This window comes from Tateyamaria sp. LSS28 (genome assembly GCF_059611725.1).
Genome location: NZ_JCAPFI010000005.1, coordinates 13242 through 35178 on the forward strand (window position 1 = coordinate 13242; position 21937 = coordinate 35178).

Genomic DNA, 21937 nt, shown 5'->3' on the forward strand with positions numbered 1-21937 from the left:
GTTATGCCCCGTCTCTGTTGGGATGAATTTGACGCAGCACTTCGCGCTGCGAAATCCACAGGGCCGCAAAGCAGATCAGCAGCAAGCCGGAACAGAAAACCAAACTGGCGAAGACGAGATCCGTCCAGCTGATCAGTATCCCGACACCGAAGCTGGAGAGCACGGTTCCCGCGTAGCATAACAGAAAGTACCCAGCGACGGATCGGCCTGCTTGATTGGCATTGCTGCGATGCGCGACCGCCTGCGTCCCTCCCTGAAGTCCGAACCCCTGGCCGACGCCATTCACTGCCGCTGCAGCGAGAAACACCCAGAGGTTGGCGAAAACAATCGCGACCGCCATACCGAACACACCTATGCCTACGAAGCAAACGCCCAGTGCTAGCGTCGCAGCATCGCTGCGCTTGAGCTTGACGGCGCCCGTTACCGCCGAAAGGGCAAAACTCAACGACACGACCAGGCCCTGAACCGCGGCGTTTTCGGCCCCCATGACGGTGTCGGCCAAAACGGATCCGAGGGCCGCCAACAGCCCTCCTGATGCAAAGGCCACGAACCCGACCAGCGTTGCGGCAAATGTCAGGGGATCTCGGACAAACTGCCTGAAACTCTCTGCTGGTGCGCTTTCCTCGTTTGACAGATCCGGCAGGGATATGCGCATGAACGGCAAGATCGCCACCGTCATCGCGATCTGCAACCACCAGACCAGCGTGTCGCCGCCAGGGACATAGGCGAGCATCACGCCCCCCCAAAGCGGTCCCGCCGTGAGACCAACCGCGTTTGCCGATGTGGTCATCCGGCCGGCAATCTTCGATTCACCCGAAAAGTCGATGCGGGCCAAGACCACCGGGATCACGACCGTGAATATCCCCAAGACAATTCCGTGGATGAAGTGCCCCAAAAAGATTTCGAAGACGGAGGATGACCGGAGCAGCGTGATGTTTCCAACCAGAGACAGCGCACAGGCGGCGATCAGGACATTATTGTAGAACAGAACCCTTGGAGCGAGAACCAAGGCCACGACCACCCCCAGAATATAGGTGGCAAAAAACATCGAAATCGTATTGGCACCGATCCCGAATGTATCCTGATAGATGGGATAGAATGGGGCGGGAATTCCACTTGGCATGTGCAGCAGCGCAAGGCTGAAAGCCAGAAGGAGCACGGGGGCCGACATTGGACGCTCAGTCTGCCGGGACATTGGATTTGGTATCCTTGGGGTCTTGTCGTGTCAGTTGATCGGGGGACTTGCGCCAGTCGGCGGGCAGGTGATCGACGCTTGGTCCTTCGACCACATCGTGTCTTCGTGCCGTGCGTATGATCCGCGTCGCCGACGAGACATGAAAACCGGCCATGTCGCGATAGCGTTCGAGGGGATATTGGCTGAAATAGGCCGCGAGCAGGCGGGCAGGAGATTTGTGCGTAACCACGATGACGCGGCTGGACAGTCGCAGTATCTCGGTCAGGCCCCCCAGCAACCTGTCCAGCGTTTCCGCGCCGCTTTCTCCCCCAGGGGGCCGATGATTGTAGGGGTCCTGCCGCCAGCGCCGATAATCCGCCTCCGACGCGATTTCTGCCTTTGTCTTGCCTTCCCACGCGCCGAAGCGGGTTTCCGCCAGCCGGTGGTCTTCCTTGATGTCCGCGATACCGAGAGCCCGCGCCAGCGCCTCAGCGGTGTGCCGGGTTCGCCGAAACGGGCTGCAAAACAACGCGGCGTCAGGGTCCACAAAGGGGTTCCTCGATAGCCGCCGCGCCATTTCGGCTCCCAATGGCGTCAGGGGCACATCACGTATACCGCAAAACGTCCCGTCCAGATTTGCCGCAGTCTGCGCGTGTCGTAAGACCGTGAGCGTGAAGCTGGCGGGCAGCCGATGTCGGACGGCGCTCATCTCGCCGCCTCGCACGGGCGATCCAAGGCGGATACGTCAATGCCCAGGGATTCCGCTATCAGTCGTGCGACGGCCTTCTCGCCAGTGTCTGGCAGCGGATGCAGGCCCGGCTCAAGTTTCAGATCCATCGCATGGGTCAGGCCGAGGACCTGACTTGCAAAAGTGGCGTCCATGACGCTGTTCGGATTGCCCGTCCCGACACTGAGGTTTGCGATGTTTCCGCCGGCCATCAGCAGAACGGATCTGCCGTCAGCAAAAGTATGCTTTGTCAGCCCCGGCGCATGATCCTCCTTGACCGTCGATTGGGCCAGTGCCGCGGTATCAACCTCCACTGGCAAGTGGCCGCCGTTGACCAGCAGCGCCCCGTCCCGCAGCTGCGCGAAGGTCTTCGCACCAATCACCTCAGGTTGGCCCGTGACGGTGATGACAATGTCCGACTGCGGCAAGGCCTTCACGATTGGCAGAACTTCAAAACCGTTGAGTGCGGCCATGAGGGCGCGCGTGGGGCGAGTTTCGGACACGAGAACCCGCGCACCGAGGCCGCGCGCCTTGTGGGCCAGACCGCTGCCGACGCGACCATATCCGCAAACCAGCAGCGTTTTGCCCGCCAGCAGGCCTTGAGTGACCGTCAAGATGGTCTGAAGAATGGATTGGCCTGTTCCATGGGGGTTATCGACCAGCCGCTTGCCGATCGACATGTCACTCATCAGAACCGGGATTCGCAGGCGCAGCGCCCCGATCGCCTCGATGCCTTCGGGTGTCTTTTCGGCAGCGATATTGATGTTGCTGATGTCTTGCTTATCTCGATGCACGGCCCGGATAAGTCTTGCACCCTCATCCAGAAGAATGGTCGGGCCGTCTTTCCAATGCGCCAACACGGCCGTCGCGCCCGCGTGCAAGGCGTCCTCCGACATTCCTCTTTCGCCGACGATCAACGCCACGTCGTCGTGCATCAGCGCCGCGACGGCATCATCCGTTGTGGACGTGCTTGAAGCGCACCAGGCGACATCAGCGCCCAGTGCCATCAGTGTCCGAACCTGAATCGCCGTGGCCTCGGTGATGTGACCGCACAGGGCGATGCGCTGCGCCCGGAAAGGGACATCCTTCTCGAAACGTCCAGCGATGGTCGACAGCACCGGCATGTCGGACGCCGCCCGCGCCAGCCGGTCCCGGGCGTCTGTCAATGCGTCAGCTCTGTGAACCTTGTTCATTTCAATGCCTCCTCCACCATAGGGGCGTCACATTGCACGCCCATCGCCTGCAGCTTTCTGAGAGCGACGCCCTCGTCCTGAGCGGCGGTGATTTCGTGCAGCCCGGCCTTTAGGGGAGTGGACGCGCGGGCTGCGGCCAGCACGGACAAGGCCTGGTTGGCAAAGGTCACGTCCATCACCTCACTGGGGTTGCCTGCAGCAGCGGCCAGGTTGACCAGTCCGCCGCGCCCTATCAGGTCAATACGTCTGCCATCCCGCATGGAGTAGCGGACGATTTGATCGCTGAGATGGGCTGAGCTGGCCGCCATCTCTTCAAGGGAGTCAACGTCGACTTCTGTGACCGAATGCCCCGTGTTGCAAAGCGTGATACCGTCACGCGCGCGTTCAAGATGCGACGCCTGCACGATATCCGGAAAGCCCGTCGCGGTGCAGAGGATGTCTGCGCGCGCAATGGCCTCTTCGAGCGGAAGCACCTGAAATCCGTCTAGAGTGGCGCGAACTGCCGTGGCCGAACTGCGGCAGACGACGATGACTCGCGCGCCCAGCCCGACCGCACGCATGGCAACGCCCCGGCCGACATGCCCGTACCCGCAGATGCAAAAGGCCTTCCCGGCGATCAGCTGGCCGGTGGCGCGCAGGATACCGTCAAGCGTCGATTGCCCGGTGCCGAATGTATTGTCCACTTCCCATTTTGTCACCACGTCGTTGACCAGAAAGACAGGCAGCTCAATTGGTCGGTGCGCAGCGATCTCTCGCAATTCCGCGCAGCCTTCGGTCGTCTTTTCGGTTGCGAAGAGAAGACCGGGAAAGCGCTCGGGCGTGTCGATGGCAGCGCGCACAAGCCGCGCGCCATTGTCGATTATGATCGTGGGTCCGTTGCGATGGTGCTCCAGCGTGCGGTCGATTTCGGTGTGCACCTCGGCGGTCGTCATGCCCCGGCGTCCGAAGGTTGCAATCCCATCGTTCTGGAGGGCTGCGGCAATCTCATCCTGGGTGGAAACCTCGTCCCCACCGGTCCACGCAATCTCTGCGCCTGCGTCCTTGAGAAGCTGGATCAGGACACCGGTTTCCTTGGTGAGATGAAGACAGCCGGCGATGCGCGCCCCGTCGAGCGGAGGCGTCCCCTTCAAGTCCTGGCGAATGCTTTCGAGAACCGGCATATCGCCTCGGGCGCGCGCAAGGGCGCTCTGGCCGGCGGATACAAGATCGTCCGTCATGTGCGCGCCTCCGCAAGAGCCGTCGCACAGCCGCAACTGCCATTCAAGGCCACCACACGATCGACCATTTCGCGCACAAAGCCCATCACTATGGGGCTTCCCGCGGCAAAGGCGCTCAGCACTCCGTGATGTGTCACCGGTGCCGCATCTTCGTCGCCCACAATTTCCTTTGCTGCGACATCATAATCGGTGACGAAGGACACGTTGGCGTAGCACAGCTCCATTTCTCTGGCCAAAACAACCTCGGGGTATTGAGTCATGTTGACGGTGTGCCAGCCTTGCGCGCTGAACCATCGGCTTTCGGCCGCGCTGGAAAACCGGGGACCCTCGATCACCACGACGGTCCCGGCGTCGTGTTTGCGGGCCCCGACTTTCTTAAGGCTTGAAATCGCGGCTTTTCGCATCTGTGGGCAGTAAGGGTAGGCGGAGCTGATATGGGCGCCGGCGTCCCCGTTGAAGATTGTATCCCCGCGTCGCCGTGTCCGATCGACGAACTGGTCTGTGACGACGAAGTCACCACGACGATAGTCGGGTTGAAGGCTACCCACGGTGTTGAAGCCCAGAATCTTTTGGACCCCGATCTCTTTGAGCGCGGCAAGATTCGCGCTGTAAGGGACATCCGAGGGCAAGTAGTCATGATTGCGCCCGTGGCGCGGCAGGAACGCAACGCCGTGGCCATTGATCTTTCCAAGGCTTATCGGCGCGCTTGCCCGACCGAAGGTCGTGTCCGGCGAGACCTCTTCAATATCTTCAAGCAGCTTGTAAAACCCGGTTCCACCGATGATTCCCAATGTCGGGGTCATGACTGTCTCCCTTGATCTGATGAGTTCAGTTTGTGCTGGATCGCATCGCAGAGGGCGGCCTGACGCTGTGCATTGGCGTGGAGCAGCTCGCCATAAAGGCGCAGCCCGCCTTCGGTTGTCGAAGGTCGAAGCATGAGCCAGGCAGCCGAGTTGCAACGGACGCGAGCGCTTCCTCCGACCAGCGTTTCCGATCCAGCGGGCGAGATGTTCACGATGTGCGCAATGTCAGTCAAAAGCGTTCTGAGGTCTTCGCCAGTCCGCGCGCCAGCATTCGGGAAATGATGTTCGATCCACCGAAGCCCATCTGTCCCGAACTGGACACGCAACTGTTCTATCTCGGCCGACAGCGGGCGGTCGCTGCAGCTCAGCCGCTGCGAAAGCTGGGCAGCCACGAACAAAGGGTCACGGTCAGTCGTCTGAGCCCGAAAGGCGATATCGCCGACGGCGCCGACACCTGCATCAACACCCCGGTCACTCAGCAGCTTCGAAATGTATTTGAACCCGATAGGTGTTTCGACAATTTCAGCGCCGATAGAGGCAGCCGCGCGCCGGACGGAAACCCCAACCGACTGCGTGATGGCGATGCGTCTGACAGGGCTGTCCGAATGGTGCTGATGAAGCAGCAACAACGCCATGAGATCGTGCGTTGGAACAACCTCGCCCTTTTCGGTCACCGCGAAGATGCGATCCCCATCCCCATCCAGAGCGAGGCCGAAATCAGCAGTCTCGTCCTCGACCCGCGTGCAAAGCCGCTTGAGCACACTCGGCCGCGATGGGTCGGGACTATGGCCGCACAAGTCGGCATCAACTGGCCTGCGACTTGGCAGGGTTTGCCAGCCCAGAGACTGCCCCAGCCGCGCCAGTGCGGGCTCCGCAATGCCGCCAAGTCCGTCGATGGAGACACGAAATCTTTTGCCGCTTTTGCAGGGAAGAGCTGCTGCAACCGCCCGGGCATGGCGTGACAGAAACATTCCGGGCTCAGATGCCGCGAGGTCTGTCGCCGGTTGCGCGGGTGCCACGGAACGGTCGGGCAACGTCACGTGACGGGCGTCTACGCGCCTGACAAAGTCCGGCGAGGCCGAAACACCCGGCGCGACCTTGACCTTGATCCCGTTCCAATCCGCGGCGTTGTGACTGGCCGTCACCAATATCGCGAGGTCGAATTCCTGCGAGGTGAGGAAAGAGGCCGTCGACGTCGGCAGATGTTTGACCAGCGTGACTTTATGTTCTGCGGGGCGTTCCGAAATCAGGGAAGCGGCCAGCCGCGCCACTTTTTCACTGAGCCGGCGGCAGTCGAAGCCGACAAGGATTTGGGACGCGCTGTGATCGGTCTCTGTTTCACGTTCTTCAAGTATCGCGCGCACCACAGTCAGCGCCCGCCTTGAGGTGAACTCTTTACCGATGCGCCCGCGCCATCCGTCCGCGCTGCTCTCGAGCTCTTGGACGCGGCCCTGCCGACGCAGCAGTGTGTCCTGCTCCGGCTCCGCAGCGGGTAAGCCGCTCATCGAGCCAACTCGCGAGAATTGATTTCAACTTCAAGGCGATCAAGTGACAAGCCCTTGGGCCGTGCCCCAACGGTTTCCACCGCGATCATGCCGCCGAGGTTGGCCAGTTTCAGGCAGAGTGGCCATTCCAGGCCCGCCTGATCGGCAAGGATGAAACACGCAGCAAAACTGTCACCCGCGCCGGTCGGGTCAATGCAGTCCGTCAGAAAGCCCGGCGCATGCGCTCTGAGCGTGCCCGCGCTGCAGGTCGCCCCGGCAGCCCCTTGCGTCTCGACAACGCAGATATCCGGGTAGGACGCCCGCAGCCCGGGATGCGCGCGATGAAAGTCCTCTGCCTCGGCGGTGTTGAGAAAGACGGCGCGCAGGTAGGGAAACAAGTCCGCAACGATAGGATGTGCAGCATAGTGCCCGCCGGGCGTCCAATAGATGTCTGGCGTGCCTGTTGCACCATCAAGATGACAGACCAGGTTTTGCAGTGCCGGAAGCCCAGGATCGAAGACGGCGAGACCGTCGAAGCCTTCAATCCGGGCGGGATCCGCCAACTCGAAAAACTCGTTTGCACCTCTTTCGAGAATCATGAAGTGGCTGTCTTCGAAGACCGGAATGATCGCCCGACCGGTCGGTGCGTCGATCTGAACCACGTCCGACGCGTCGATGCCGTTTGCGTTCAGATCCTTGATCAGCCAGTGACCATAGGAATCGCGGCCGACCGCTCCCATGACGGCCGGGGCACAGCCGAGACGCGCCAGCGCCGTTGCGCAATTCGCCGCGTGCCCGCCAGCCAGCAGTTGCTTGGTGCTGACATGAGACGCGCCATCGTCGCGCATTGTGCCAGGCAACAGAAAGATTTCGTCGTAGTTCACCGCCCCCATCGCCGCGAGCTTTTTCGTCGCGGCCGCGTTCCGCAGAGCCGCGACGATATCGGGCCGTTCAAGTGTCGCCAGATTCTGCATCATCGGACCGCGATGCCGCTGATTTCCACAAGACAGCCGCGCTCGACCAGACCGGCGACTTCCACCAATGTGCTGCTGGGGGCGGCGTCTTTGAGGATGTCGTTGCGGACACCAGAAACAGCCTCAAAATGATCAAGGTCGGTGACATAGATCGTAATCGATACGAGATCATTAAGGGTCGCATCCGCTTCTGCCAGGACCTGTGCGATCCGGTTGAAGACCTCACGGGTCTGCCCTGCCGGATCCTCGGGGCACAACACGGTCCCCTCGGCATCTGTTGCGACCTGCCCGGTGACAAACACCATCCTGTCGGCAGACTTGGGGCTTATCGCGATCCCCGGAGAATAGGCTCCGACCGGTTTGGAATGCTTGTCGGGAACAAGCACACTTTTCTCAACTCGCTTCAGCATAGCGATCCTCCTCAAGACCAAAGCTCACCTTGATGGACGAAAGTTCGAGCTTCCGGATTTCGACGGAGTCGGGCATCGTGAAAATCCAGCGCACGACTTCGGCCACCTGCTCGGCGGACAGCCCGTCGGCGCGCATACCGGGGTGAGCGGTGTCGTGGCTGCCGGCAAAATGCGTATCGACCCGGCTGGGATAGATCAGTGACACACGGATACCTTTGGACCTGTACTCCCGGCGCGCCGTTTCCAGCAGGGTCTCAAGACCGGCTTTCGCGCTGGCATAGGCTGCACGATTCGGAAAAGCGCAGAGTGCGCTGTCCGACAACATGCCCAGGATGATCGGCACATGCACCGCATCCAGATGCGGCAATGCAGCCTGCAGGGTCAGGAACGAACCCGTGAGGTTTCCCGACAAGGTGTCGGACCAGTCCTTGAAGGTCACATCCTGCAAAGGACGCCAGCGTCCGTGCCCGGCGTTGAGTACAACGCCGGCAAGGGGCGTCTCGGCTCGCAAGCTGAGGTGTGCGGCATGTGCAACGGCATCGGGGTCGCCGACATCGGCCGCTGCCCATCTGACGCTTTGGCCCGAAGGATCCAATGTACGAGCGCGCTGTTCCAGCGCTTCTGCGTCCCGCGCCCAGAGGATCACGCCCCATCCCTGACTGTGCAGCGTGGAGGCAACAGCGGCACCGATGCCGCGGCTGGCACCAGTGACGAGCACCCAGCCCATCGTCGCTGGTCGCGCTGTACTACCGGAGCGCATCTGCCGGGCTCCAACTGATTTCGGTCCGTTCTGCGACGCGCTGCGAAACGGTCGCGTCCAAATCGTTCAGAATTCGGAACGCGACGAGGACCGACTTGACCCCCTCGAAGGGCTGTCCGCCGATGGTTGTGATGCCGTCGCTTTCGACGATGCCGCTGACGATCTCACCACCGAAGAACGCACGCAAATTCTGTTTTTTGCGGGCATGAATGGCCATGCGCCCCTGTCGGGGCATCAGCGCCGCAGCGACGATCAGCGCACCTGAACAACAGCAGTAGATGCGCGCGCCATCCCGGTAGGCGCATTTTACCGCATCGCTGAGAGTCCCGGCCCGCGCTGTGTCCCAGGCCCCGCTTCCGCCCGGGACAACAAGCACGCCGCAACCGGCGATATGGTCGCCAATTGGCTGGGTGGGAATGTCGACACCGCCAGAGGCCCGAACGGACCTTTCGGGCGAGGCGATGACAACTTCAGCGACGACGGAATTCCGCGCCTTGCTGAGAATTGAATAGACCCCGAACAAATCCAGTTCGTCCACCCCGTCAAAGGCGAGGATGAGGACGTGGGCGGGGTCGCGTCCTGCATGCCTTGGTGAAAGGCGCAGATTCATTGCGCTGCCGTCGACGCGAGACCGGTTTGCAAATCGACCAGCGCCTGTTGTATCTCGGCGCTCGATACGTTTTCGTGTCCGCAGGACGGCGACTTGAGACAGGTGGCCGCAGCAAGCGGGAAGCCGCTGATCTTCTTGCGGTGCGCAACGGTCGCAATCCGGATCAGATCAATGATCACACCCGCTGCGTTCGAGCTGTCTTGAACCTTCAGTTTAAGGTCGAGCGTCACCGGACGCGCAGCCCACCCGTAGCCTTCAAGATTGATGATTGCGACCTTGTTATCCTCGAGGTGATCGACGTAGCCGGCGGATGGGATGATCTGAATCTTTTCAGTGTCCAATCCCTTCTGGCGGAGCGCGTTGATCTTGGATTCCGCCTTGCTGCTGCCGTGATCGCGCAGATTGCGAAAGTCCTCGTTCCCGCCGAAATTGAGCTGATAGGTGCTGCGCAAGGTCAACCCACGGTCTCCTACCAGGCCGAGAAGCGTGCGATGGACGACAGATGCGCCGAGATGGCTGGCCAGATCGTCCCCCACGCAAGGGACGCCGGCCGCTTCGAAGCGCGCCAGAATGTCCGGGTCTCGCGCGATCTTTTCCGGTGTGCAGTTCACAATGGCCACACCAGCCTGCAGGGCAGCTTCGGCGTAAGCCTCCGCGGCCCACTGCAGACCGGTCGGCAAGGAGTACAACAGCACTTCCGCACCGCTTTTGCGCAACGTATCAACTATATGCGCCATAGAAAGATCCGACGTCAGATTGGACTCGGTGAAGCCATGTTCGATCTTGAAGTCGTAGGAACGAAGCGGGACATCGAGCTTCGGATAGTTGTTCGGAGGCGCCAGAACGGCTTCAGAGAACGATTTGCCAACCTTGCCTGGATGCACATCAAAGGCCGCGACGAAATTGATGTCTTCAACATGCAGGCCGCCGATCTCTTCGCATCGAATACCAAGAGTTGCATCTTCGTCGCGGCCTTGCCTGCGCATCTCCCTGTAATAGTCCGCACCTTGATATAGAGCGGAAATGTTGTTTCCCACTCCAGCCACAGCAAGTTTGATCGGGTCAGCCATGTAAGCGCTCCTCGTTTTCGGATTGATCGGAAATCTGGGCTGCCGAGACGGCCGCCAGCATAAGAATCTGGGCTGCAAGCCCATCAGCTGTCCGGGCCGGTGACTCGGCGATCGCGCGGCGGCCTTTCAGCAGCCTGACAATCGGCTCATAGGGGTTGCCGCTTTCGAATGTCTCGGTTTTCTCTTGCTGCAGACCCAGTTGCATCGTGACGGAGGCAGTTCCCGTCTCTGGGTCAAACCTTGCGCTGGCCACGCCGTCTGTACCGTAGAGGCCAAGCACGATCATGCGCCGGCCCAACGAGACCCGGGACGTCATGACCTGAGCCGTCAGGTTTTGCTCCTGCGACAGGAGTTTGACATGTGCCAGATCGTCGGCGTTGCAGTCGATGGTGCCCTGCGGAGCATGGCGCTTGGGATGCGCGACGCTGCAGCTTGCGGACGTGACGTTCCATTCAAGACCAGTCACGAACCGCAGGAGATCGAACAGATGAACCCCCATATCACCCAGCGACCCGGCACCGGCGCAACTGTTTTGGTGCCGCCAGGGCCAAAGCGTCCGGTTGGGCGCCAAAAAGTCATGCTCGAAAGCCGCCGTGGCATGAGTCAATCGCCCAAGCGCTTCGGCATTGACCAGCTCCTTCATCCGGCGTGCTGCCGCATGCAGACGCCATTGAAAGAACACGAACACGTCCTGTTCCGAGTGTTCTGCCAACGCATGGATTTTTTGCGCGGTTTTCAGATCCTGCGCCAATGGTTTGTCAATAACGACCGGGACGCGCGCTGTGGTGGCGGCGTGCAGATGCATCAGGTGCGTTTCGGGAGGAGACACAATCGACACAAGGTCGATGCCCTTCCGGCCGAGCGCTTCTGACAGGTCGGTGCCGACCGTCGGTATGCCATGCTCAGCGCGCATCGCCCCGGCATTGAGGGCGTTCGATCCATAAATCAGCGCATCAATTGCAACGTCTGGGATGGCCCTGAGCCATGCGGCATGAACGCTTCCAAACCCTGTGCCGACAACGATGCACTTCATGGTATACTCCTGTCTCGACCGAAGCGGTTTCGGCAGATTTCGGATATCCGCCGATTTCCCGTTTTACGGGAATAACTGGTTTCAAGACTCCTTTGAGGTATCGTATGCTTGGGTGCGTCTGACCAACAATCGACAATAATTCGATCCGCTTTTCCATACGAACCGGAGGGCTTCCATGGACCATCTCGCGAGATTCCAGATGAACGGGTTGCGCGCGCTTTCTGCGCTGAGCCGATACGGCACCCTTAGCAAGGCCGCTTCGCATCTCTGTGTGTCACCCGGCGCGATCAGCAAACAGGTCGTGCGAATTGAAGAGCAGTTGGGACACCGCGTGTTTGACCGCACATCTGACGGGTTCGTACCTGTGCAGGACTATCACGGGTTTCTCGAGGAACTGTCCGGCGGATTTGACCGGATAGACTCGGCCTTGTCCCTTCTGGATTCGAGAAAGAGCAAGGAATTGCGTGTTACGGTTGCGCCTGGCCTGGCGAAAAGCTGGCTGGTCTCGAGGTTGGGCAACTTTTGCTCGACGAACGATGACATACATCTGACGGTCGACTCCAGCCACGACCTGGCAGATTTGCGGAATGGCCAGTTTAGCTATGGTGTCAGATTCGGGTTGGGCAGTTGGTCCGGCCTGCGAGCAAGCAAACTGATGGACCTGGAACTGTTTCCTGTTTGCGCGCCGGCCCTGCTTGGCAAACTGGAAAGCATTCAGGATCTCGAACAGGTGCCGATCATTTTTGGAGAAGAAGGCGGCTCTGGCTGGCCTCTCTGGCTTACGGCCGCGGGTGCATCGCGTTTGAATCTGAAAGAGAGGTCGATGATGTCTTCTCCCGATTTGTGTATCGAAGCGGCGATCTCAGGTATGGGTGTTACTCTGGTATGGCAGACCATGGCGTTGGACGCACTTGATGCAGGTGATCTGGTGGTCCCGTTTCCGATCACTGCAAAAACCGGCGAAGCCTATTGGTTGGTGGAGCCGGAATCGCGGAGCTCGTCAGCCGCGGCGCGTCATTTCCGAAAGTGGTTGAAAGACGAGTTCCAGGTTTCGCAAAGCAAGTACGAAAAGCTCGTCGGCGCAGGACGTCTTCGCAGCAGCATGGAATGATAGGCGATCACCTTCCTAAGACGGTTGTTACCGGCGCTGCCGGTCGCATAGGCAAAGCGATCATGGCCAGCCTTCGCGACGGTGCGGAAGGGTGCACCGGGATCGACATGCACGGGGCCACGGACATCCGCGCACTCGATATACGCGATACGGATCAACTGGCATCTGTGTTCGAAGGACACCAGCTGGTGATTCATTGCGCGGGGTTACACGCCCCGCATGTCGGCAAGGTCCCGGATGAGGACTTTCGGTCGATCAATGTGGGGGGGACGCTCAGTGTCATCAGGGCTGCACGGCTTGCTGGCGTCGAGAGGCTGGTCCTCACAAGCACGACCGCGCTTTACGGGGGCGGTTCGGCAGCCGGTGAGGACGCGCGCTGGATTGAAGACAACAGTGATGTGCGGGTTCGAACGATCTATCATGAGACGAAACTCGAAGCGGAGCACCTGGTCCGGACTGCGGCGCAAGACGGCCTGCCGGCATCAATTGTCAGATTGGGGCGCTGTTTCCCCGAGAGTCGGAGCACCATGATCTTGCACCGCCTTTCGCGCGGAATTGACGAGGAAGACGCTGCTTGGGCCCATATCAGAGCTGCGCAGGCGACGTCCTCCGAGCCTCAACCCGTCATCGCGGTCGCCACGACGCCGTTCAAGCGATCAGACTGCAGAGATCTCGGGACGCGTGCCGATGAGTTGATCCGTGCCCGCTGCCCGTCTGTGGCCGCTTACTTCGATGCTCAGGGGTGGACATTGCCGCGTCATGTCGACCGCGTCTATTGCAGCAGAAGGGCGTGGTCGGATTGGGGTTGGGAACCTACAAAAGGCTCTGGAGTTCTGACCTGAAGTCGGGCCCTTGGACCGATGGTGGTGAATCCCGAAGAAGGAGGGGTTATGCCGCATCTCTCCTTGACCATCCGATCCCCGGTATCGGGTGCTCGCCATCGAAGTCGCGACACGGATCGGTTTTGAGGTGCCAGTTGCCCCTCAACGGCATATCGTTCTGCGCGTCGGGGCGGCGAGGCGTCACCCGGAACCTGGAGGAAGCGCGATCGGGTACGAGGTCCCGAGTGCCACGCACGAGCCAGATGGTGTCAACAGCCTGTCATCGTGCGAGAGCCTGCAAAATCCAGCTTGCAGCGGTCAGAGATTGGGGAGCAGTGCACAAGTTCGGCCGGACGCCACCCCAGGATTTGAACCAGAAAACGGTGCTCGGGTCAGTTTCCGGATGAATTGACACCACGGAGCGCAGACATATTTGGGGTCCTCACAGAGGCCGATATGTCCGTCGCAAACATCGTTCGCCTTACCAGCTATCTCGCCCGACCGGAGTATGCAGGGAAGAACCAGGCGGCGCGTGAGAAGGCCCTTGACGGCCGTGTAGTGCCGACCACCGCAATCGTCGTAACGACGCTCGATCCATCATGGCTGGTCGAGGTTGAGGTCATCGCTATGAGCTAACCGAAACTGGGGCAAAAAAGGTCGTTTTTGACCGCATGTGCTGACCCGCCTATGATCAATCGCTCGGCCGTGACAAAAATCCCCGGCAAAACTCTCTAAGCTTTTGGCAGGTTTTTGCCCCGTGATAAGGTTGGATGGCCATCACTTCTCAATGACCGCTTTTGGAATGCTGCGATGCAGCACAGCATGGTATGGCCAAAGTCCGGTTAGGGCTCCAAGCGGACATTTCCCGCAATCGCGAGCCCGCGGCCGAGGATATGTTCGTGGCATAAATATCCAGCTCTCCCGAAGGTCCACTGCGCCGCTATCCAAATTCACGCCCGAAGCGCGTCCTATCCGCCCGATCTTTGCATAGACCCGCGCTTGTGCAAGCGCGCCTCTAAGCGGCCGGTAGCGTCATGGCATGTTCACTGTCTTTTCGGTCCACGTGTCCCGAAACTCACGCCCGCCACACCGAATTCTGCTGCGCATGCGAGATCGACCGCGCCAGCGCCTTGAACTCGGATGCGATGTGACGATGAAACCGGCGCACCGCGGGGCGCACGGGCCGGTCGGCCGGGCTGATGATCCCAAGGTTGCGCGGCGCGTGTTTGATGCGGATGTCCAGTGCCGTCAGCGCCTGTTGCTGCCGCATCATGAAGATGACCGAATAGGGCAGGATCGTCAGGCTGTCCGACCCTTCCAGCACCGTGCGCACCGCGCTGATGGACCCGCCCGAGAAGCTGACCTTCACATCCTCCACCTCGATCTCGTGCAGGATGGCGCGCAGGTCCTGGTAGAGTGGGCTGTTCGTCGGCGGTGCGATCCAGGGATAGTTGGCGATGTCCTCCAGCCGCAACGCCCGCTTCCGGGCGAGGGGATGACCCATCCGACAGGCGATGACATTGCGGCCCTGCAGGATCTCTTCGAAGGCGATCGGCTCGGGCAGGTCACCCGGGGGCAGGGGGCAGATGGCCAGATCCAGCGCGCCGCTTTCCACGTCGCGCATCAGTGTATCGGCGTAACCATAGCTCTGATCGATCCGCACATTGGGATGCGCTTGCTGGAACCCCGCAATCATCGTGGCAATGACGGCATCCATGAACACCGGCGTCCCCGCCACGCGCACCGCTCCGGTCTTGCCGCCAATATACAAATCCGCCTGAACCGAAGCCTCCCCACTGGCTTGCCGGATGACACGGCCCTGCGCCGCCAACGCCGCGCCCAATTCGGTCGGCACCAGCGGACGACGACCCTTTTCGAACAGGGGTTGACCCAAACGGGCCTCCAACGCGGCCAGTGTGCGGGACAAAGATGGCTGCGACTTGCCAAGGGCGTGGGCGCCTGGCGTCAGGCCGCCTTCATCGACCACGGCGGCGAGCATGACCAGATGATTGGGATCCAATTGCATAGCGTCAGGTTATATTGCGGCCCGTAAATCGTATCAACATAATCGTTTGACCCTTGTAGCCTTCCCACATGCTCACCCAACCCGCCCCCTCGTCCCCCCGCGTGCGCTTCGGTGCTGGACTGCGCCACACGGTGGCGAAAGAGGTCGCCCGGCTCGGCTGCAAACATGCCCTCGTCCTCTCGACCCCGCAGCAATGCGACAGCGCAATGCAGGTCGCCGAAGCGCTGGGCGACATGGCCGCTGGTATCTTTGCCCGCGCTGCCATGCATACCCCCGTTGATATCAGCGAGGAGGCCGTCGCTCATCTGAACGACGTGAAGGCAGATTGCGTCATTGCCATCGGCGGCGGTTCCACCACGGGCCTCGCCAAAGCCATCGCCCTGCGTACAGACGTGCCGCAAATCGTGATCCCCACCACCTATGCCGGGTCCGAGGCGACGCCCATCCTCGGCCAGACCGAAAACGGCATCAAAACCACGCTGACAGACCCCAAGGTCCAACCTGAAACCATCCTCTACGACCCCGAACTTGTCACATCGCTACCCACGGCCATGACGGTCACCTCCGCCCTCAACGCCATCGCCCATGCGGCCGAGGCGCTCTATGCCGAAAACCGGACCGACCACAGCACCGCGTTGGCGATTGACGGGATGCAGCACTTTGCTGACGGCCTCCCGGCTGTGCTCGAAAACCCGGCCGACGTGATGGCCCGGGAAAAGACACTGCGCGGCGCCTATGCTTGCGGAGCGGTGCTGGGGCAGGTGGGGATGGCCCTGCACCACAAGCTTTGCCACACGCTTGGCGGCAGCTTCGATCTGCCCCACGCCGACACGCATGCCATCATCCTTCCCCATGCGATCCACTACAACGCGCAAGCGGTGCCCGACCTGTTGAAACCCGTCACCGATATCTTTGGCGGTACGGCCCCCGGCCCGGCGCTCCATGCCTTTGCCACGAAAATGAACGCCCCCCTCGCGCTCCAAGACCTCGGCGTCACGGAGGACAACCTCGATCACGCCGCCGACCTTGCCACCCAAAAACCCTATCCAAACCCCGCGCCCATCACGCGCGACGGGATCCGCCAATTGCTGCAAGCCGCCTGGACCGGCACCGCACCCACCTGAACGCCACTCTCTGGGAGGAACACATGGCCGACATCACAACAGACGTCCTGATCATCGGAACAGGCCCCGCCGGGTCCGCCACCGCCGCGCTGCTCTCCAGCTATGGCATCGAGAACATGGTGGTGAACCGCTACCGCTGGCTGGCCAACAGCCCCCGCGCCCACATCACCAACCAGCGCACGATGGAAGTGCTGCGCGATCTGGGCCGAGAGGTCGAGGACGAGGCGTATATGCACGCCACCAAACAGGACCTCATGGGCTCCAACGTCTTCTGCGAAAGCCTCACGGGCGAGGAGTTGGGGCGCATCCAGACATGGGGCACACATCCGCTCAGCCGCGCAGAACATGACCTGAGTTCACCCAGCAAGATGAATGACCTACCACAAACCTTCATGGAGCCGCTGCTGTTCAAAACCGCCTGCGCGCGCGGGACGCAGGCGCGCATGTCCTGCGAATACCAAAGCCACGAGGCGGATGGGGAAGGGGTGACCACAACGCTGCTCGACCGACTGACGAACAAGACCTTTACCGTCCGCTCCAAATACCTGATCGGCGCAGACGGCGGGAACTCCCAGGTCACCGAAAACACCGGCCTTCCCATCGAGGGCAAGATGGGCGTTGCCGGGTCTATCAACCTGCTGTTCAAGGCCGACCTCAGCCAACACGTCGCCCACCGCCCCTCGGTCCTCTACTGGGTGATGCAACCGGGCTCGAACGTGGGTGGCATCGGCATGGGTGTCGTGCGCATGGTCCGTCCCTGGAACGAATGGCTGGCGATCTGGGGCTACGACATCGAAGGTGAACGGCCCGAACTCAACGATGACGAGGCCAAGAAGATCATCCGCGATCTGGTGGGCGATCCCGAGCTTGAGATCGACATGCAAGGCATCAGCTACTGGACGGTGAACGACGCCTACGCCACGCAAATGTCCAAGGAGCGCGTATTCATCATGGGTGACGCCGCGCATCGGCACCCACCTTCGAACGGGCTGGGCTCCAACACCTCGATCCAGGACGCCTTTAACCTCTCGTGGAAACTCGCCGCCGTGCTCAAGGGGCAGGCGGGCGAGGGGCTGCTTGACAGCTACAACACCGAACGCGCGCCCGTGGCGAAACAGATCGTCACCCGCGCCAACCAGTCCATCGGCGAATTTGGCCCCATCTTCGAAGCGCTGGGCTTGATCGGCCACACCGACCCCGACGTGATGCAGGCCAACATGGAAAAACGCTGTGACTCGACGCCCGAGGCCGAGGCCCAACGGGCCGCCCTGCGCGAGGCCATCGCCTTCAAGAAATACGAATTCGATGCCCACGGGGTCGAGATGAACCAGCGCTACCGCTCGGACGCGGTGGTGACGGACGGGCAGATGGAACCGGCCTTCGATCTGGATCACGAACTGCACTACCAACCCACCACATGGCCGGGCGCGCGGTTGCCCCATGTCTGGCTTTTCGATCAGCACGGCACCAAGCACTCGACGCTCGATCTGACGCAGGGCGGTTTTGCTCTGATCACGGGCCTCAATGGCCGGGCATGGGCCGACGCCGCGCAAGCCGTTGCGGGTCAGATGGGCATCAACCTGACCACCCATGTCATTGGCCCGCGCCAACCCCTCGTCGATCACACCGGCGACTGGGCCCGCGCCCGCGAAGTGGGCGAGGCGGGCTGCGTCCTCGTCCGCCCTGACCACCACGTCGCGTGGCGTGCCGAGGGCATGATGGACAATCCCCAAGCTGAACTGGAACGGGTGCTCGGCGCGATCCTGGCCCAGAACACACACGCCAAGCAGGAGGCCATGGCATGAGCAACACCCACGACGGATACTTCACCGAAGACAACTCCGCCGAGGTGGTCAACGCCCGTACCACCACCGATAACGCACGGTTGGCGCAGGTGATGGATGCAATCGTGCGCCACATGCATGCCTGCGTGAAAGAGATCGAACCAACGGACGAAGAATGGTTCAAGGCAATCATGTTCCTGACCGAGACAGGCCACATGTGCACCGACTGGCGGCAGGAGTTCATCCTGCTCAGCGACACGCTCGGTGTCTCCATGCTGGTGGACGCAATCAACAACCGCAAACCGTCCGGCGCTTCGGAATCCACGGTGCTCGGCCCCTTCCACCTGCCTGATGCCCCGGAACTGCCCATGGGCTCGAACATCTGCCTTGATAAAAAAGGTGTGCCAATGCTGGTCAAGGGGCGCATTCTGGATACCGACGGCAACCCCATCGACAAGGTCAAGATCGACGTATGGCAGGCCAATGACGAAGGGTTCTATGACGTCCAGCAAAAGGGCATCCAGCCCGACTTCAACCTGCGCGGCGTGTTCCGCACAGGCGGCGATGGTACCTATCACTTCAAAGGCGTGAAACCGAAATACTACCCCATCCCCGACGATGGCCCCGTGGGCAAGCTGATGGGCGCGCTGGGCCGTCACCCGTTCCGGCCCGCGCACCTGCACTACATCCTCGAAGCCGATGGGTTCGAGACGCTGACCACCCACATCTTCGACCCGGATGATCCCTATATCCACTCCGATGCGGTCTTTGGGGTCAAGGAAAGCCTGATGGCGAAATTTGACCTGATCGAAGATGCAGGCAAGATTGCTGATGCAGGTATGAACGGCCCGTACTACGAGGTCGTGCACGACTTCGTTCTGGCGCGCGCCTAGCAACCGTTTTGCCAAAGGGGGCTGTCTGCCCCCTCGGCCTTACGGCCTCACCCCCGAGGATTTTCCAGAAACAGGGAAGAGGATGACGGCCTCGTCTTCCCTGTTTTCAAAAATCCTCCCCGAAGGGCCGGACTGACATTTTCCCAGCCCTTTCCATTGACAGACCGACCTTCCACTGGCTCACATGCCGCAAACACCGAATGGGAGGACACACTATGATGAGAACCCGCGCCGCTGTCGCAGTTGAGGCTGGCAAACCGCTTGAGATCATGGAGGTGAACCTCGACGGCCCCCGCGCCGGCGAAGTGTTGGTCGAGATCAAGGCGACCGGCCTCTGCCACACCGACGAGTTCACCCGCTCGGGCGCCGACCCTGAAGGCATCTTCCCCGCTATCCTCGGCCACGAAGGCGCAGGCGTCGTCATCGAAGTGGGTGAGGGGGTCACAACGCTCGAAGTGGGCGACCACGTTATCCCTCTTTACACGCCCGAATGCCGCGAATGCGAATACTGCCTGAACCCCAAAACCAACCTGTGCCAAAAGGTCCGCGCGACCCAAGGGCAAGGCCTGCTGCCCGACGGCTCCACCCGCTTCTCGATGCTCGATGGCACGCCGATCCACCACTACATGGGCTGCTCCACCTTCGCCAACCACACGGTCGTGCCCGAGATCGCACTGGCCAAGGTCCGCAAGGACGCGCCGTTCGACAAGATCTGCTACATCGGCTGCGGCGTTACCACCGGCATCGGTGCGGTGATCAACACCGCCAAAGTCGAGATTGGCTCGCGGGCCATCGTCTTTGGCCTGGGTGGCATCGGCCTCAACGTGATCCAGGGCCTCAAACTGGCAGGCTGTGACCAGATCGTCGGTGTGGACCTCAATGACAGCAAGGTCGAGATGGCGACGCATTTCGGCATGACCGACTTCGTGAACCCCTCCAAGGTCGACGGCGACATGGTCGCGCACCTGGTCGAACTGACCAACGGTGGGGCGGACTACACCTTCGACGCCACCGGCAACGTGGAGGTGATGCGCACGGCGCTGGAAGCGGCGCACAAGGGCTGGGGTGAATCGATCATCATCGGCGTTGCTCCGGCGGGTGCCGAAATCTCGACCCGGCCCTTCCAACTGGTCACGGGCCGCGTCTGGCGCGGCACCGCCTTTGGCGGGGCGAAGGGGCGCACGGACGTGCCCAAGATCGTGGACTGGTACATGGACGGCAAGATCGAGATCGACCCGATGATCACCCACAAACTCACGCTGGACGAAATCAACCACGGCTTCGACCTGATGCACGAAGGCAAGTCGATCCGCGCCGTCGTCGAGTTTTGACGCCACACAGCTTCGTGGTCCTGCACGACGTCGCCACTGGCGTCGAGCAGGTTGTCCATGAAACGCCCGATTTGATCGAGGCGCCGAACTGGTCCCCTTGCGGGACCTTTTTGGTTTTGAATGGTGGGGGACGGCTGTTTCGCCTGACCCTTGCCGATGGTGCGATCCACTGGATCGACACCGGGCCGCTGAGCGCGCTGAACAACGATCACGGCATTTCGCCCGACGGCAAAACGCTGGCGGTCAGCGAAAGCCCCGCGCGCGGCACATCCTGCATCTATACATTGCCCATCACGGGCGGCACTCCGACCAAGGTGACACCTCTGGTCCCATCATATTTCCATGGCTGGTCGCCAGATGGCACGACGCTGACCTACACGGCGCAGCGCGATGGCCTGTTTCAAATCTTCACCATCCCGGCCAGGGGCGGGGACGAAACCCAGCTGACCTCTGGGTCCGGGCACAAGGATGGCCCGGATTACTCAGCCGATGGGCAATGGATCTGGTTCAATTCGGATCACCACGGCGCAACGGCGGATATCTGGCGCATCCGCCCGGACGGCTCGGACTTGCAGCAGATGACGGATGACGCACCGGTCAACTGGTTCCCGCACCCTTCGCCGGATGGGCGCCGCGTGCTATACTTGGCCTATCCAGAAGATGTTGAGGGCCACCCCCGTGGCCAGGACGTTGCACTGAAGCTGATGCCGCAGAACGGCGGTGCGGCACGTACCGTTGCTGAATTCCATGGCGGGCAGGGATCCATCAACGTGCCCAACTGGTCGCCCGACGGGGCCGCTTTCGCCTATGTGCGCTATGCGCGCCCATAAATGACTTGGCGTCATATTCACCTCGATTGGCGTGATCTGCAAGTTACTATCGGGCGGCCCTGACATATCTTCGGTATGAAACCGACCCTTTCAGGAGCGCGCGATGAAACTCACGGTCAATGGCACGGAACACGAGGTGGATGTCGAGGATGACATGCCACTGCTTTGGGTTCTGCGGGACGAGCTGAACATAAAGGGCGTCAAATACGGCTGCGGTGTTGCGCAATGCGGGGCCTGTACGGTGCATATCGACGGTGAGGCGGTCCGGTCCTGTCAAACCGCAGCGGCAGATGTCTGGGGCGACGTGACCACGATCGAAGGGCTCGGCACTCCCGACGCTATGCATGTCGTGCAACAGGCGTGGGTGGAACACCAAGTGGCTCAATGCGGTTACTGCCAGTCGGGCCAGATGATGCAGGCGGCGTCCTTGCTGGCGATCAACCCGGCACCGACAGATGCGGATATTGATGACGCGATGAACGGCAATCTCTGCCGCTGCGGGACCTATTCCCGTATCCGGGCCGCCGTCAAAACCGCCGCCACCAAGCTGCAGGAGGCGTAA

22 protein-coding genes are annotated in these 21937 nt (G+C 61.1%); 9 read left to right on the forward strand and 13 right to left on the reverse strand.

Annotated features, from left to right (window positions below; genetic code table 11):
* Position 1: 1 nt before the first annotated feature.
* Genes AC53L6_RS15695 through AC53L6_RS15750 form a run of 12 tightly spaced genes read right to left on the reverse strand, consistent with a single transcriptional unit; the run spans position 2 to position 11455 of the window.
* Positions 2 to 1195, reverse strand: a complete 1194-nt coding sequence (locus AC53L6_RS15695; RefSeq protein WP_496908536.1) for an MFS transporter — start codon at positions 1193 to 1195, stop codon at positions 2 to 4.
* Positions 1179 to 1883, reverse strand: a complete 705-nt coding sequence (locus AC53L6_RS15700; RefSeq protein WP_496908537.1) for a histidine phosphatase family protein — start codon at positions 1881 to 1883, stop codon at positions 1179 to 1181. The genes AC53L6_RS15695 and AC53L6_RS15700 overlap by 17 nt, the downstream gene beginning before the upstream one ends.
* Entirely contained in the window at positions 1880 to 3094 is a 1215-nt protein-coding gene (locus AC53L6_RS15705) for an adenosylhomocysteinase (RefSeq protein WP_496908538.1), read from the reverse strand. The genes AC53L6_RS15700 and AC53L6_RS15705 overlap by 4 nt, the downstream gene beginning before the upstream one ends.
* Positions 3091 to 4311, reverse strand: coding sequence for an adenosylhomocysteinase (locus tag AC53L6_RS15710; protein ID WP_496908539.1), 1221 nt, complete (start codon positions 4309 to 4311; stop codon positions 3091 to 3093). The genes AC53L6_RS15705 and AC53L6_RS15710 overlap by 4 nt, the downstream gene beginning before the upstream one ends.
* Positions 4308 to 5114, reverse strand: a complete 807-nt coding sequence (locus AC53L6_RS15715; protein ID WP_496908540.1) for an MTAP family purine nucleoside phosphorylase — start codon at positions 5112 to 5114, stop codon at positions 4308 to 4310. Before AC53L6_RS15715 ends, AC53L6_RS15710 begins: the two co-directional genes overlap by 4 nt.
* Positions 5111 to 6619 (reverse strand): phosphohexomutase domain-containing protein, encoded by a 1509-nt coding sequence (locus tag AC53L6_RS15720; protein WP_496908541.1) that lies wholly within the window; start codon positions 6617 to 6619, stop codon positions 5111 to 5113. Before AC53L6_RS15720 ends, AC53L6_RS15715 begins: the two co-directional genes overlap by 4 nt.
* Positions 6616 to 7575 (reverse strand): carbohydrate kinase family protein, encoded by a 960-nt coding sequence (locus tag AC53L6_RS15725; RefSeq protein ID WP_496908542.1) that lies wholly within the window; start codon positions 7573 to 7575, stop codon positions 6616 to 6618. The genes AC53L6_RS15720 and AC53L6_RS15725 overlap by 4 nt, the downstream gene beginning before the upstream one ends.
* A complete protein-coding gene (locus AC53L6_RS15730) occupies positions 7572 to 7982 on the reverse strand; it encodes a RidA family protein (protein ID WP_496908543.1) in 411 nt (136 codons plus the stop codon). The genes AC53L6_RS15725 and AC53L6_RS15730 overlap by 4 nt, the downstream gene beginning before the upstream one ends.
* Positions 7966 to 8742, reverse strand: a complete 777-nt coding sequence (locus tag AC53L6_RS15735; protein WP_496908544.1) for an SDR family oxidoreductase — start codon at positions 8740 to 8742, stop codon at positions 7966 to 7968. Before AC53L6_RS15735 ends, AC53L6_RS15730 begins: the two co-directional genes overlap by 17 nt.
* Positions 8729 to 9352 (reverse strand): DJ-1/PfpI family protein, encoded by a 624-nt coding sequence (locus AC53L6_RS15740; protein WP_496908545.1) that lies wholly within the window; start codon positions 9350 to 9352, stop codon positions 8729 to 8731. The genes AC53L6_RS15735 and AC53L6_RS15740 overlap by 14 nt, the downstream gene beginning before the upstream one ends.
* Positions 9349 to 10422 carry an inositol-3-phosphate synthase gene (locus AC53L6_RS15745; protein WP_496908546.1) on the reverse strand — a complete coding sequence of 358 codons (1074 nt, stop codon included), beginning with the start codon at positions 10420 to 10422 and terminating at the stop codon, positions 9349 to 9351. The genes AC53L6_RS15740 and AC53L6_RS15745 overlap by 4 nt, the downstream gene beginning before the upstream one ends.
* Positions 10415 to 11455 (reverse strand): Gfo/Idh/MocA family protein, encoded by a 1041-nt coding sequence (locus AC53L6_RS15750; protein WP_496908547.1) that lies wholly within the window; start codon positions 11453 to 11455, stop codon positions 10415 to 10417. The genes AC53L6_RS15745 and AC53L6_RS15750 overlap by 8 nt, the downstream gene beginning before the upstream one ends.
* A gap of 199 nt (positions 11456 to 11654) precedes the next feature.
* On the opposite strand from AC53L6_RS15750, the gene AC53L6_RS15755 reads away from it, so the two are divergent.
* The 3 genes from AC53L6_RS15755 (at position 11655) to AC53L6_RS15765 (ending at position 14023) form a co-directional block, all read left to right on the forward strand.
* Positions 11655 to 12566 (forward strand): LysR substrate-binding domain-containing protein, encoded by a 912-nt coding sequence (locus AC53L6_RS15755; protein WP_496908548.1) that lies wholly within the window; start codon positions 11655 to 11657, stop codon positions 12564 to 12566.
* Positions 12563 to 13408 carry an NAD-dependent epimerase/dehydratase family protein gene (locus AC53L6_RS15760; protein ID WP_496908549.1) on the forward strand — a complete coding sequence of 282 codons (846 nt, stop codon included), beginning with the start codon at positions 12563 to 12565 and terminating at the stop codon, positions 13406 to 13408. Before AC53L6_RS15755 ends, AC53L6_RS15760 begins: the two co-directional genes overlap by 4 nt.
* 387 nt (positions 13409 to 13795) lie before the next feature.
* Positions 13796 to 14023: a RidA family protein gene (locus tag AC53L6_RS15765; protein WP_496908550.1), complete on the forward strand. Its 228-nt coding sequence runs from the start codon at positions 13796 to 13798 to the stop codon at positions 14021 to 14023.
* Between the two features lie 439 nt (positions 14024 to 14462).
* Here AC53L6_RS15765 and AC53L6_RS15770 read toward each other — a convergent pair whose 3' ends face one another.
* The gene (locus AC53L6_RS15770; protein WP_496908551.1) at positions 14463 to 15413 is read right to left on the reverse strand and encodes a LysR family transcriptional regulator; all 951 of its coding nucleotides are present in this window, start codon (positions 15411 to 15413) and stop codon (positions 14463 to 14465) included.
* A 68-nt stretch (positions 15414 to 15481) separates the two neighbouring features.
* On the opposite strand from AC53L6_RS15770, the gene AC53L6_RS15775 reads away from it, so the two are divergent.
* The 6 genes from AC53L6_RS15775 to AC53L6_RS15800 all read left to right on the forward strand — a co-directional run bounded on the left by AC53L6_RS15775 (position 15482) and on the right by AC53L6_RS15800 (position 21937).
* Positions 15482 to 16537 carry a maleylacetate reductase gene (locus AC53L6_RS15775; RefSeq protein WP_496908552.1) on the forward strand — a complete coding sequence of 352 codons (1056 nt, stop codon included), beginning with the start codon at positions 15482 to 15484 and terminating at the stop codon, positions 16535 to 16537.
* Positions 16538 to 16560: 23 nt separating this feature from the next.
* Positions 16561 to 18342, forward strand: a complete 1782-nt coding sequence (locus tag AC53L6_RS15780) for an FAD-dependent oxidoreductase (RefSeq protein ID WP_496908553.1) — start codon at positions 16561 to 16563, stop codon at positions 18340 to 18342.
* The gene (locus tag AC53L6_RS15785; RefSeq protein WP_496908554.1) at positions 18339 to 19214 is read left to right on the forward strand and encodes an intradiol ring-cleavage dioxygenase; all 876 of its coding nucleotides are present in this window, start codon (positions 18339 to 18341) and stop codon (positions 19212 to 19214) included. The genes AC53L6_RS15780 and AC53L6_RS15785 overlap by 4 nt, the downstream gene beginning before the upstream one ends.
* A gap of 218 nt (positions 19215 to 19432) precedes the next feature.
* Positions 19433 to 20545, forward strand: coding sequence for an S-(hydroxymethyl)glutathione dehydrogenase/class III alcohol dehydrogenase (locus AC53L6_RS15790; protein ID WP_299706099.1), 1113 nt, complete (start codon positions 19433 to 19435; stop codon positions 20543 to 20545).
* A gap of 14 nt (positions 20546 to 20559) precedes the next feature.
* A complete protein-coding gene (locus AC53L6_RS15795) occupies positions 20560 to 21375 on the forward strand; it encodes a TolB family protein (RefSeq protein ID WP_299772973.1) in 816 nt (271 codons plus the stop codon).
* 103 nt (positions 21376 to 21478) lie between these two features.
* The gene (locus AC53L6_RS15800; RefSeq protein WP_496908555.1) at positions 21479 to 21937 is read left to right on the forward strand and encodes a (2Fe-2S)-binding protein; all 459 of its coding nucleotides are present in this window, start codon (positions 21479 to 21481) and stop codon (positions 21935 to 21937) included.